This is a genomic window from Lentibacillus sp. CBA3610 (assembly GCF_013373365.1).
Taxonomy (GTDB): Bacteria; Bacillota; Bacilli; order Bacillales; family Amphibacillaceae; genus Lentibacillus.
On sequence record NZ_CP035925.1, the window covers coordinates 1,546,683 to 1,559,490 of the forward strand.

17 protein-coding genes are annotated in these 12,808 nt (G+C 40.1%); 4 read left to right on the top strand and 13 right to left on the bottom strand.

Annotated elements, in window-relative coordinates:
* Positions 1-29 precede the first annotated feature (29 nt).
* The 4 genes from Len3610_RS07885 (at position 30) to sigK (ending at position 2,040) form a co-directional block, all read left to right on the top strand.
* Positions 30-506 (top strand): Na+/H+ antiporter subunit E, encoded by a 477-nt coding sequence (locus tag Len3610_RS07885; RefSeq protein WP_176447463.1) that lies wholly within the window; start codon positions 30-32, stop codon positions 504-506.
* A complete protein-coding gene (locus Len3610_RS07890) occupies positions 503-799 on the top strand; it encodes a monovalent cation/H+ antiporter complex subunit F (RefSeq protein ID WP_255259837.1) in 297 nt (98 codons plus the stop codon). Before Len3610_RS07885 ends, Len3610_RS07890 begins: the two co-directional genes overlap by 4 nt.
* Entirely contained in the window at positions 783-1,169 is a 387-nt protein-coding gene (gene mnhG / locus Len3610_RS07895) for a monovalent cation/H(+) antiporter subunit G (RefSeq protein ID WP_369693657.1), read from the top strand. The genes Len3610_RS07890 and mnhG overlap by 17 nt, the downstream gene beginning before the upstream one ends.
* 163 nt (positions 1,170-1,332) lie before the next feature.
* Positions 1,333-2,040 (top strand): RNA polymerase sporulation sigma factor SigK, encoded by a 708-nt coding sequence (gene sigK / locus Len3610_RS07900; protein WP_176447464.1) that lies wholly within the window; start codon positions 1,333-1,335, stop codon positions 2,038-2,040.
* Positions 2,041-2,066: 26 nt separating this feature from the next.
* On the opposite strand, the gene Len3610_RS07905 is transcribed toward sigK, so the two are convergent.
* The 13 genes from Len3610_RS07905 to Len3610_RS07965 form a co-directional block, all read right to left on the bottom strand.
* Positions 2,067-2,294 (bottom strand): YrhC family protein, encoded by a 228-nt coding sequence (locus Len3610_RS07905; protein ID WP_176447465.1) that lies wholly within the window; start codon positions 2,292-2,294, stop codon positions 2,067-2,069.
* An 82-nt stretch (positions 2,295-2,376) separates the two neighbouring features.
* Positions 2,377-3,066 carry a 5'-methylthioadenosine/S-adenosylhomocysteine nucleosidase gene (mtnN, locus tag Len3610_RS07910; RefSeq protein ID WP_176447466.1) on the bottom strand — a complete coding sequence of 230 codons (690 nt, stop codon included), beginning with the start codon at positions 3,064-3,066 and terminating at the stop codon, positions 2,377-2,379.
* A 40-nt stretch (positions 3,067-3,106) separates the two neighbouring features.
* Positions 3,107-3,763 (bottom strand): YrrS family protein, encoded by a 657-nt coding sequence (locus Len3610_RS07915; RefSeq protein WP_176447467.1) that lies wholly within the window; start codon positions 3,761-3,763, stop codon positions 3,107-3,109.
* A gap of 254 nt (positions 3,764-4,017) precedes the next feature.
* Positions 4,018-4,494: a transcription elongation factor GreA gene (greA, locus tag Len3610_RS07920; RefSeq protein ID WP_176447468.1), complete on the bottom strand. Its 477-nt coding sequence runs from the start codon at positions 4,492-4,494 to the stop codon at positions 4,018-4,020.
* A 105-nt stretch (positions 4,495-4,599) separates the two neighbouring features.
* Positions 4,600-5,241, bottom strand: coding sequence for a uridine kinase (udk, locus tag Len3610_RS07925; RefSeq protein ID WP_176447469.1), 642 nt, complete (start codon positions 5,239-5,241; stop codon positions 4,600-4,602).
* Entirely contained in the window at positions 5,234-5,890 is a 657-nt protein-coding gene (locus tag Len3610_RS07930; RefSeq protein ID WP_176447470.1) for an O-methyltransferase, read from the bottom strand. The genes udk and Len3610_RS07930 overlap by 8 nt, the downstream gene beginning before the upstream one ends.
* Before the next feature lie 131 nt (positions 5,891-6,021).
* Positions 6,022-7,140: an endolytic transglycosylase MltG gene (mltG, locus tag Len3610_RS07935; protein WP_176447471.1), complete on the bottom strand. Its 1,119-nt coding sequence runs from the start codon at positions 7,138-7,140 to the stop codon at positions 6,022-6,024.
* A gap of 160 nt (positions 7,141-7,300) precedes the next feature.
* On the bottom strand, positions 7,301-7,588 hold the full coding sequence (locus Len3610_RS07940) for a DUF1292 domain-containing protein (RefSeq protein WP_176447472.1): 288 nt from the start codon (positions 7,586-7,588) through the stop codon (positions 7,301-7,303).
* A 14-nt stretch (positions 7,589-7,602) separates the two neighbouring features.
* Entirely contained in the window at positions 7,603-8,019 is a 417-nt protein-coding gene (ruvX, locus tag Len3610_RS07945) for a Holliday junction resolvase RuvX (RefSeq protein WP_176447473.1), read from the bottom strand.
* Positions 8,020-8,289 carry an IreB family regulatory phosphoprotein gene (locus Len3610_RS07950; RefSeq protein ID WP_176447474.1) on the bottom strand — a complete coding sequence of 90 codons (270 nt, stop codon included), beginning with the start codon at positions 8,287-8,289 and terminating at the stop codon, positions 8,020-8,022.
* 94 nt (positions 8,290-8,383) lie between these two features.
* Entirely contained in the window at positions 8,384-11,026 is a 2,643-nt protein-coding gene (alaS, locus tag Len3610_RS07955; RefSeq protein WP_176447475.1) for an alanine--tRNA ligase, read from the bottom strand.
* Positions 11,027-11,452: 426 nt separating this feature from the next.
* Entirely contained in the window at positions 11,453-12,517 is a 1,065-nt protein-coding gene (locus Len3610_RS07960) for an AI-2E family transporter (RefSeq protein ID WP_176447476.1), read from the bottom strand.
* 47 nt (positions 12,518-12,564) lie between these two features.
* Positions 12,565-12,756 carry a hypothetical protein gene (locus Len3610_RS07965; RefSeq protein ID WP_176447477.1) on the bottom strand — a complete coding sequence of 64 codons (192 nt, stop codon included), beginning with the start codon at positions 12,754-12,756 and terminating at the stop codon, positions 12,565-12,567.
* Positions 12,757-12,808 lie beyond the last annotated feature (52 nt).

Sequence of the window (12,808 nt, forward strand, 5' to 3'; positions counted from 1 at the left end):
CGCAGTAATGAAAGGATGATCGATTCTTTATGACATTCCAAATTGTGATAAACCTAATCATTGCAATCGGATGGATGTTTTTCACTGAAAGCTATACGTTACCCGGTTTTATAATGGGATACATACTTGGTATTCTTTCCCTCCTTCTACTCAGTCGCTTTATATCGGATACGTTTTATTTAAAGCGGCTGTTTAAAGTTGCCACACTCATCGGAATGTTTTTCAGGGCATTAATAACATCAAACATTGATATGATCAAGCTCATATATATGAAAAAACCGGAATTTGAACCGGGCATTTTTGCTTTGCCGACGACGTTGAAAAGCGACTTGGAAATCGTGATGCTCGTTCATCTGATTTCCCTTACTCCCAGAACATTATCCGTCGCTGTAGCTCGTGATCATTCTCATTTGTATATTCATGCAATGGACATTGATAGCATCGGTGAAACAATTGATACTATCAAAAGTTCGTTTGAACAAGCGATCATGGAGGTGACACGGTGAACGCATTACTAACCATGACTGAAAGTTTTATAGAAATCGTAACAATCATTTGTTTGGCTGCCATTGTTGTTTCACTTGTTTTGATGGTTTACCGGATCATCACGGGACCGACCCATGCTGATCGTTTAGCAGCCCTTCATGCAATTGGCATAAATATGATGGGAATAACCGCGTTAATAGCGATATTAATCCCAACAACCCATTTAAACAATGCTACTCTTTTGATTGGAATCTTTATATTTATGGCAACACTATGGGGAGCAAAATATTTGGAGGGTGTTACGATTGATTGAAAATTTGATTGAGATTATGTTAAACATCTTAATTGCTTTTTTGTTATTATCGGGAACGTTTTTCCTGGTATCGAGCTCCATAGGTGTCATCCGGTTTTCCGATGTATATGCAAGACTTCATGCAACAACAAAAGCTGCTACACTCGGCATTTCGGGGTTGTTGATTGGTGTTTGTCTATTTATGCATGTTGAGCATAAGACTCTCAGTGGACAATTGTTATTGGCGATTGTATTTGTATTATTAACGGCGCCTGTTGCAGCTCATATGATTTCGAAAGCAGCCCATCAGGCCGGGATCAAACCGGTTGCAAAAGACAAGAAGGTTAAATTCAATAAAACGATTCAAAAACAGAAGCAGTATCAGAAGTGACTCCGGATGGGTCGCTTTTTTTATGCGGATGTTATGCAGGATTCACCGAACGTCCAATTTAAATGGTTAAATATCCATCGGACAGACACAAAATGATCACCTTCTTCATACAGTTAATATATAGGCGTTTAGCCCGGTCGCCAATTTAAGGAGGTGGATGTATTTGTCAGGCATTTTAAGTTTTCTGGCCCTGCTGATCAAAGAAGCGCTTTTTTTTGTCTCCTATGTTAAAAACCACGCATTTCCACAACCTTTAACCTCTGAAGAAGAAACGAAATATATCAAACAAATGCAGGAAGGTGATGAAGAGGCCCGAAACAAACTGATTGAACATAATTTACGGCTGGTCGCACATATCGTAAAGAAATTCGAGAATACTGGTGAAGATATGGAGGATCTTATTTCAATTGGAACTATCGGATTAATTAAAGGAATTGAGAGCTATTCTTCAGATAAGGGAACAAAGCTGGCGACATACGCAGCCCGGTGTATTGAAAATGAAATCTTAATGCATTTGCGTGCACTGAAAAAAGTAAAAAAGGACGTATCTCTCCATGATCCCATTGGTCAGGATAAAGAAGGAAATGAAATCAGCCTGATTGATATCCTGGAAGCTGAAAACCAGAATATCATTGAATACATTCAATTGAATATGGAAATCGAAAAGATGAATGATTATTTGGCCATTCTCGATAGCAGGGAAAGAGAAGTGATTGTGTACCGTTATGGATTAAATAACTATAAAGAAATGACTCAACGGGAAATTGCCAAAACGCTTGATATATCGAGAAGTTATGTATCACGAATCGAAAAGCGGGCTCTTATGAAAGTTTTCCATGAATATTACCGAAAAGAATACAGGAAGGAATAAAAGCGCGGGATTTCCTCACTCGCGCTTTATTTCTGCAGTTTAATTTTTAAACGATGTGTCTGCAAACTGAACCACCCTGCAATGGTGACTGCTGCAAATGACAAGATGGTTAGTCCACTGCCATCCGGCGAATAATGAATATACGTATTGATAATGGCACCCATATATAAATAAGAAGCTAATATTAATAAAGTTACTGAAAAGCGGTGATAATCTTTGAGCTTTAATTTCAATTCATTTTCATGATGCTGCATATTATACCCCCCCTGTTATCAAATCATAACACATCAAATGATCAGCTAAGGAAGGTAAATCATGGATAAATATATAACTCAATTAAAATGTCTTAACGAATTCCATTATCAAATTTGCTGCATTCTCTGCTGCTGTTTCCAGGAATTCATCAAATGAAACCGATGATTGTTTTCCGGCGATGTCGGATAATGCACGGATCACGACAAATGGTGTCCCATATTGATAACATACTTGTGCGATGGCTGCAGCTTCCATCTCAGCAGCTATCATTGTCGGGAATTTGGTTCTGACAGCTTCCACTGTTGCATGATCTTCCATAAACGAATCAGCCGTTGCAATAATTCCTTCACTGAAATGAACGTCCAGTTGTTTAATAGCTTGTTTGGCTTTAGCAACTAAATCCGTATTTGCCACATACATCGCCGGCATGTCCGGAATTTGCCCATATGCATAGCCAAACGCTGTAACATCAACATCATGATGAACAACGTGTGTTGAAATCACAATATCGCCAACATTTAAATCGTCCTTAAAACCACCGGCTGATCCGGTATTGATAATCGATGACGGCCCGAACCGTTCATGCAAAACAGCAGTCGCCATCGCTGCATTCACTTTTCCAATTCCGGATTTAAGCAACACAACGTCATACCCCAGCAAATTCCCCTGCAAAAATATACAATTTGCAACCTTGGATTCCTCTATATTTGTCATGTTTTCCTGTAATAACGCTATTTCTTCATCCATTGCTCCGATAATTCCTAATGTCATAGTTTATTTCCTCCGTTAGCCGCTTCATTTATTCAAAATGCTAGTTTTGATCATTTTCCTTCAGTCTTTCCACTTTAGTCGGCTGCCATCCTTCATTGGCAACCCACGTATTATAAACACGGTATATTTCGGTTTCATCAGGATCGGAAACGGTATTAATGACTTTTTGGTCGCCGTTACGTCCTGCCCACCACATGATCAGATTATCCCTATCAAGTCCTGTTGCAGCAGCTGCTGCTGTCCGCATTTCCTGTCTGTCCTGTGAACCATCTGAAAAGTTAATGGTATGGGGTTCAGACTGTTCCGTGCCAACCGGCAGCCAATCACCTGTATAGGCTTCAATGACATTATCATCAGATGGTTCAACTTGTTCCGTTTCCACTTCACCGTTATTGTCTTCTTCTGCTTCGGGGTCCTCTGTGGAGCCTGTCTCATCTTCAGAACTGTTTGTTTCAGAGTCAGTATTATTTTCCAGCGCGTCACCCTGTTCTCCCACTTCCGAATTGGAATCAGTTTCCTCCTCTTGCATTGATTCATCTATCTGATTATCATCTATGCTATCCGCTTCATCATCTCCGCCAAAAATAAGCAGAAATAAGAATATAATCAGTAATATGCTTCCAAATACAATAAATAGTGATAGAAGCTTTGTGTTTTTTCGTCTTTTTTCAAATTTATTAAACCGTGAAGTCGGCACAGGCTAACCCCCTTATAAAGAATACTGTTAAGTCCCCTTTTTCTGCGCTTTACTGTCAGATACATGCCAAAATACTATCACCTATTATGGTATCATATTTTTTAAAAGATACTATATGACAATTTGCTGATTTTTAATATGAAAAAATATGTCTCCCCTCTACATCAAAATCAACTAAATTTTTGTGACATACATAAATAAAAAAGAAGCTATATATTCCACTATAGCTCCCTTTGTATTCGTTGCATTAACGTTTATTCGACGTTTTCTATTCTGACCATAATATCCCCGCCGGGTGTTGATACAGATACTTCAGTTCCCTTTTCCTGGCCAATCAGGCTTTTCGCCATCGGGGAATCATTTGAAATTTTACCTTCAAATGGATCGGCTTCAGCACTGCCCACGATGGTATATGTCTCTTCATCTCCATCCGGAAGCTCTTTAAATGTAACAGAACTTCCTAATGAAACAATATCGGGGTTTTCATTATCGTTCTCAATGATAACAGCATGGCGAATCATATTTTCCACTTGGGCTATACGTGACTCAACAAATGCTTGTTCATCCTTTGCCGCGTCATACTCGGAGTTCTCAGATAGATCACCAAAGCCGCGTGCAACCTTAATACGTTCCACTACTTCCTGCCTTCTATCCGTTTTCAGATATTGCAGTTCTTCTTCCAGCTTATCTTTCCCCTCTTCTGTCATATAAAAACTTTTCTCTGTAGCCATTAACTAATACACTCCTTTTATCTTCAGGTATTGCTGCTTGCACAGATAATGTCATGAATACTAAAAACTACTATGGCAGATTCATTTTAGTTTTTCAATACTTTTTCATTTTAATTTTTGCTGATCTCCGGCCAGAATTTTTTCGATTTTTGTAGCCATGATATCAATAGCTACATGGTTTTGACCGCCTTCCGGAATAATAATGTCCGCATAGCGCTTTGTCGGTTCAACAAACTGCAAATGCATTGGTCTGACATTATTTTCATATTGGTCAATGACAGAATCCAATGTTCTGCCCCGTTCCTTAATGTCTCTGGATAACCTGCGAATAATACGGACATCTGCATCCGTATCAACAAATACTCTAATATCCATTAAATCAACCAAACGCTGATCTTCAAGTATTAATATACCTTCCAGTATGATCACTTCTTTAGGCTCGACATTAATAACTTCATTTGATCTCGTGTGCAACTTATAATCATAAACAGGTTTTTCAATTGTCTTATGATTAATCAAATCATGAACATGACGGATCAATAAATCATTGTCAAATGCCAACGGATGATCATAATTGGTACTCAATCTTTCTTCATACGGCAGATGACTTTGGTCTTTATAATAATAATCCTGCTCAATGACAAGAATTGTTTTATCCTGGAAGCGCTGGCAGATAGAGCGGGTTACAGATGTCTTCCCACTCCCACTCCCGCCGGCAACACCGATAACAACTGGTTTTTCAGGCATGATACGACAGCTCCTTTCCTCTGCCTTTTATACTGATTGCAATTCCATCCCCAATGGGTACGATAGATGTCGTAAAATCGGGATGATTTATCAGCCAGTCATTATATGTGCGGATCTTTTCTGCAATAACCTGGTAGTTTGGATGTTGTTTCTCACTATCTGCTACATAACCCTTAAATAAAACATTGTCGGATAATATCAATCCGCCATTTGTCAAAAGTGGTGCGGAAAGTTCAAAAAAGCACTGATACTTTCCTTTAGCAGCATCAATTAATACAAGGTCAAAAGTGCTGTCCTTTACTTGCTGCAAATAATCTATAGCATCCCCATATACGATGTCGATATGGTCCTCTTTACTGGCATCCTTGATATTCCGCTTAGCCTGTTGAAACCGCTCTTCATCTTTTTCAATCGTGACGATTTGTGCATCCGGGTTAGCCTCGAGCATCCTTAGCGCGGAATAACCTATGGCTGTACCAATTTCCAAAATTCGCCCGGGATTTGTCAACCGAATTAATTGCATCACGAAATTCATTCCTAAAGGATCCATGATGGGCACACCATCTTTTTCAGCAGTTTGCTCCAGTTCAGTCACCCGAGCTTCATTTGCTGGCAATGATTGCATTAAGTATTCTGTTATTTTATCCATTCGATCACTCTCTTTTATACGGGCATTCGAAAAAACATAATTGTTTCGGAATTATCCGGCTCAATTATTCAAAAGGTAGCATTAAAAAATGGGAAATGCGGCGTACCGTTCATACGCCGTATTTCCATTTCCTAATTAATATACTTTTCTCTTAACGCATTATGTTCTTCATTTGTCTCCGAGAAGTGGATATTACCTTCGTCATCATGCAAGAAATACAGGTGATCCGATTCTTCCGGATTAAGGGTTGCTTGTAATGATGTTTCAGCAAAATTAGAGATTGGTCCAACAGGAAGCGTATTGACATGATACGTATTGTACGGTGATTCAACTTCCAAGTCTTCATACAAGACTCTATCCTTATGCTCCCCAAGTGCATACAATACAGTAGGGTCCGTTTGAAGTGCCATTCCTTCCTCAAGCCGATTATAAAACAAACCAGCAATTCTTTGGCGCTGTTCATCGGAGCTTGCTTCGTTTTCAACGATTGAGGCCATTGTCAGTGCTTCATGAACTGAGAAATCCTGTGCAGAAATTTCATCCAAATAAGGTGTGATGACATCAGCAGATTTTTCAAGCATTCTGTTAATGACGGTTTCGACAGATGGATCCTCACTGTAAAATTGATAAGTAGCGGCAAACAAATACCCTTCCAGTGGTGTTCTGATCTCCGGATTTACTATGTCATCCGTTAATATATTTGGATACGCATTGATTAATGTCTCAATATACTCCGGATCATTTACCTGGTCAAGAAATTCGTCTTTGCTGAATTGAAGTTCATTCGCATATATTTCAGCTATCTGATCAACTGTTAATCCCTCAGGTATCGTAATGGTATATACTGGGTCATCTGTAACTCTTCCGCTTTGGAGCGACTCCAATAATTCATCAACGCTCATCGAAGGAGAGAGGGTATAGTCACCTGCTTGAAAATCAGTTTTATTACTAAATTTACTATAGAATTGAAAGATCGTACTATCTTTTACGATACCATTCGTTTCGAGGATTGATGCAATATCAGATGCAGAGGAACCCATTGGAATTTCAACATTAATATCCTCATTACTGTCAGGATCGACAGGTTGCAATGCGGATCGCACATACAAAAAACCTGATATGCTGCCTACAATCAAAATAAGAACCAGTGAAATGATAATCACTGCAGCAATTTTTCGGACCGTTTCAGCATCATCGCTGCGCTTCAGAAAGTTGTCCTTAAAACTCCCTGACATTTTCTTTTTGGACATTTGTCTCCTCCCTTCACCCGGTATATTATACTAAAAAACAAGATAATAATCTATTATGACATTTACGGGTTCTCCAGTTCTTTGGGGATTGCTGTAGAAACAGAACAAAGGAAAAGCTGATACCCATCAGGATATCAGCTCATTTTCAACCGATTCCTCTTCATTCGTTGTTTTCTTCGTCGATCAATGTATGAAGCACTTCCTCGACCATTTCCCATTCCTCATCCGAGTCGATTGGAAAAAGCGAAAGATCATCCTCATTCTTTTCCTGCTCTTCATAGCGGAAAGCGTATACTTCGACTTCTTCATCTTCCTTTTGTTCAGCTGGTACAACAGCTACATAAGAATTACCGGTCTTGTCAACGTCAAACGTGAACAATACTTCAAAAAGATGCTCTTCACCATTTTCATCGGGGATAATAATCCGTTCGTTTTCTTCAAGTGCCATGATTTCACTCCTTTTTATTTTGCCTGATCAAGATAAGTTTGCAATATCATGCCCGCTGCCATTTTATCAATGACTTTTTTCCGTTTTTTCCTGCTCATATCCGCCTCGAGCAAAACGCGTTCAGCTGCAGCAGTTGTTAAGCGTTCATCCCATAGAATTACCGGTATGTTATGAACTTTTTTGACGTGTTCAGCATATGCTTCAGATGCTTCACCGCGTTCGCCGATTGTACCATTCATATGCTTCGGCAATCCAATAACAGCTTTCCCGATTCCGTGTTCTTCTATTATTTTTTTCAGTTGTTCGTCGGCAGAATAAATATCCTGTTCATCCCATTTGATTGTTGTAAGCCCTTGTGCTGTCATACCTAACAGATCACTTACAGCCACACCAATCGTTTTAGAACCGACATCCAGTCCCACTATTTTCATTTAATTTTCCTTTTGCTGTTCCTCGAGATAAAACTTCACAACTTCTTCAATAACCTCGTCCCGCTCAATTTTACGAATTAAATTCCGTGCATCATTGTATCTTGGTATATACGCAGGGTCACCGGATAATAAATAGCCAACAATCTGATTAATCGGATTGTAACCTTTTTCTTTAAGAGCCCCGTGGACTGTCAGTAAAATCTCTTTTATATCATGATCAAAGGGTTCTTCCGAAAAATTAAACTTCATTGTTTTATCAATAGAGCTCATCGTGACACCTCATTCCACATGGTTTACCTTTTTCTATTCTAACATGTTTATTGGTCCTATTATATCTTTTTTAACAGATAGAATCCAGGTTATTTTATTCACTTAAATGATTTTTAACATAGTGACCCGCAACATTAAGGGCATCAGCAATTTTTTCAGGATTTTTACCGCCTGCCTGAGCCATGTCCGGACGGCCGCCGCCACCGCCGCCACAGATTTCGGCAGCCTGTTTGATCAGGTTACCGGCATGTAATCCTTCACTTATCAAATCTTTTGTCACGCCTGCTGCCAATTGCACTTTCTGATCACTCTCTGCAGCCAGGAGAATGATACCTGAATCAAGCTTTTGCTTCAGATCATCCACCATATTCCGGAGCTGATTCATATCCTTTGCACTGACTTGTTGTGCCAAAACAGTGACGCCATTAATCGTTTCGCTATTTTCGACGATGCTGGATGCTTCCTGATTGGATAGCTTTGCGTTTAACGATTCATTTGCTTTTTGCAATGATTTAATTTCTTCAAATAAACTTTCGACACGTTCGGTGACATTATCATCAGTTGTTTTTAATAATTCGGCGGTTTTCTGCAATAGGCCCAATTTCCCGTTGACATGCCAGTAAGCTTGTTTGCTCGATACAGCTTCTATTCTTCTCGTGCCAGCACCTATACCTGTTTCCGCAACGATTTTGAACAAACCGATTTCGTCTGTGCTGCGGACATGGCAGCCACCGCACAATTCAATACTGTATTCGCCAATCTGAACAACCCTGACAATATCACTATATTTTTCACCGAATAAAGCCATGGCCCCCATTTCTTTTGCCTCTTCCAGCTTTTTATAATCGATGACAACCGGCAGGGAAGCCCAAACCTTTTCATTTACTTTTTGTTCAATTTTCTCCAGTTGTTCCTCAGTCACTGAACTGAAATGTGAAAAATCAAAACGTAAACGATCAGGTGCTACCAGTGAACCAGCTTGATTAACGTGATCACCGAGAATATCTTTCAGAGCTTGATGAAGCAGGTGTGTCGCTGTATGATTTTTCACGATAGCGTTACGAAAAGCCTTTTCGACTGCCGCCCGGACTTCCTCCCCTGTTCGCATCTCACCTTCTTTTACACGGACTTTGTGAACGTTTTGTCCGTTCGGGGCCTGTTGAACATCTTCAACATATGCAGAAGCATTATCTGTATATATCCAGCCATTATCACCAATTTGTCCGCCGCTTTCAGCATAAAACGGTGTTTCTTTCAGAATGACATAGACATCTTCACCAGATTCAGCGGTATTGGTATATTCTTTTTCGTTAACCATCACTTCCACTGTGGTATTGACTTCGAGCTGTTCGAAGCCGACAAACGTGCTGTCCGCCGTTACGTCACTGAGCATGCTATTCTGAACTTGCATAGAGTCGACTTTCTGCCGTGCATTTCGGGCCCGCTCACGCTGTTTTTCCATTTCCTGTTCAAAGCCCTGTTCATCAATCGTAAATCCATGTTCAGCAATATATTCATCGGTCAATTCTTTTGGGAAACCATACGTATCATACAGTCTGAACACTTCTCGACCCGGGAATACATCACTGCCTTTTTGGCGTTCCTTTTCAATAATCCTGTTTAATATTTCCAGACCATCGTTCAGTGTTTCATGGAATCGTTCTTCTTCCACTTTGATCACATTTTCGATATACGTTTGCTGTTTAAGCACGTCCGGGTAAAAGTCGTTCATAATTTCTCCGACTGTCGGAACGAGTTTATACATGAACGGTTCATCGATGCCAATTTGCTTGGCAAAGCGAACAGCGCGGCGGAGTAACCTTCTCAGTACATACCCTCTGCCTTCATTGGATGGAAGTGCCTTATCCCCAACAGCAAATGCTACGGTCCGGATATGGTCGGCAATGACTTTAAATGCCGTATCGTCTGCCGGATTCCCGCCATATTTTTTGCCGGAAATGCTTTCTGTTTTCCGGATCAGCGGCATGAACAGATCGGTTTCAAAGTTTGTCTGCGTATCTTGTATAACCGATACAACCCGTTCAAGTCCCATCCCAGTATCGATATTTTTCTTTGGCAGCGGGGTATACGTATCGTCAGGGTTATGATTGAACTGGGAAAAGACAAGGTTCCATATTTCCAGATAGCGTTCATTTTCACCACCGGGGTACAATTCAGGATCATTAGGATCGTTACCGTAGCTTTCGCCGCGGTCATAAAATATTTCCGAATTTGGTCCACTCGGTCCCTCACCGATATCCCAGAAATTTTCTTCAAGCCGGATGATCCGTTCTTCCGGAATTTGGATATCATGAAGCCAAATGTCATATGCCTCATCATCCTCGGGGTGAACGGTCACAGATAATAATTCCGGATCAAAGCCGATCCACTTATCACGCGTCAAAAATTCCCACGCATACGCAATGGCTTCTTTTTTAAAATAATCACCAATTGAAAAATTGCCGAGCATTTCAAAGAACGTATGATGGCGTGCTGTGAAGCCAACATTTTCAATATCGTTTGTCCGGATCGATTTTTGCGCATTAACAAGACGTGGGTTTTCCGGAACAACCCGCCCATCAAAATATTTCTTCAATGTAGCAACACCGCTGTTGATCCACAATAATGTCGGATCCTCTTTGGGCACCAGTGATGCACTCGGCTCCACCCGATGGCCCTTTTCTTTAAAAAAGTCCAGAAACATTTGTCGTACTTGAGCTGATGTTAACTGTTTCATGTTTAACCTCCAACTTTCATTTTATAAGCTCCGTAGAATTATATCTTCAGACATTAAAAAATCCCGTCTCTCAGTTGCTTTAGAGACGAGATGTTTCGCGGTACCACCCTAATTATGAATGGACACATCCATTCACCACTCAGCATGATAACGGTATGAAACCGACGGGGATTAGCCGTACTCAGGTTTAGCTTTCCATGACTCGACATTCAGGATTTCTTCCAGCCTGTGGAAATCCCTCTCTGAAGCGTTTGTTTGTCTAATCCAGGGATTTAGAGGCAGCGTTTACACGCTCTTAACATCTGGACTCGCATAAACTGCTCCTAATCCCAAACTCTCTTGAACGGAGGCACATGTACTTAGAACCTTCAACGTAATGTACGATTAATTTGCTGATAGTATAGACAACTTTCTTTGAAATGTCAATTATGTTTTTCTGACTGACATGATATGTTGTATCATAACTTTTAAAACAAACAGAACGGGTACAGCTAAGATCATCCCTGGCACACCGCTTATTTGGCCACCCAGAAGCAAGGCAAAAATAATGGCAATCGGATGGATCCTGATGCTTTTACCGACAATGTAAGGCGATAAAAAATTCCCTTCAATCACCTGAATCACGAAAATACTTGCCAGCACGATTAACATTAATTTGCCGGAAATGGTTGCGGTAATGGCAACAGCAGGGATTGCTCCGATGATTGGACCGAAATACGGAATAAAATTCGTAAGTCCTATAATGATCGCCAATAACAGGGCATATGGTATATCCAAAAATTTAAATACAGCGAATGCTGCCAGAGCGACAAACAGACAAACTATCAACTGTCCCCGTATGTATTTTCCAAGACCTTCATCAATGGCCCGGCCTAACGCTTTCGTTTGTTTATGATACTTTTCGGGAATCCATTTTTTAAAATAATGTTTTATGGAATCAAAATCCTTCAAAAAGTAAAAAACGAGAACCGGAATAATTGTAATGATGACAATCATATCGAAAATTCCCGTAAAGCCTCTGACCAGATCCGTCAGCAAATCTTCCATATATGTCTCTGCCTCGGATATCAGCTCATCCATTTTATCATGGACCGTTTCCGGCAAAAAGGCTGTGTATTCATAAAGGCTGTAAACAAAATCCCGGTACATCTGAATCAGTTGCGGCAGTTGCTCCTGCAAATCACTCAATTGATAAATGACAGCGGGATAGACACGGTAGCCCAAGTAACCGATGCCACCAAAAAAAAGCAAATATATCAATAGAATGGCCAAGCTTTTCGGCATATTGTGCTGATGCATCTTCTCAATAACCGGGTATAACAAATATGCAATGAGTACAGCAATCAAAAATGGAAGAAAAAGGTGCCAGAGGAATGAAATAATGGTACCATAAACAGGGAAAAGCTTCACAAGTAAATAGAAAAATAAAAATACAAATATTCCGGTTATAATCCAAAAAAGAAAATTCAATGGTTTATTGAACTGGAACATGCCCTACACCTCCTGGGAAAAGGTAAGGTCATTTGCTTTGCAGCGGGTCACCATTGAATTTTCCGTTCATCTTCCGTAAACAAATCATCAAGCGAGCTTAAAGATCCGTCTGACTCTACCTGATGAATTGCCAGTTTATCATTAAACACGGACAGTTCAATAAAACAGTTCCAGCAGTAAAATTGCTGAGCGCCGATTTTCCCTATATCTTTCTCATTGCAATTCGGGCATACTAACATCGTTAAAGCTCCTTTTTATTTTTCTATGCTTGCCCGAAATCAGAAAAATATA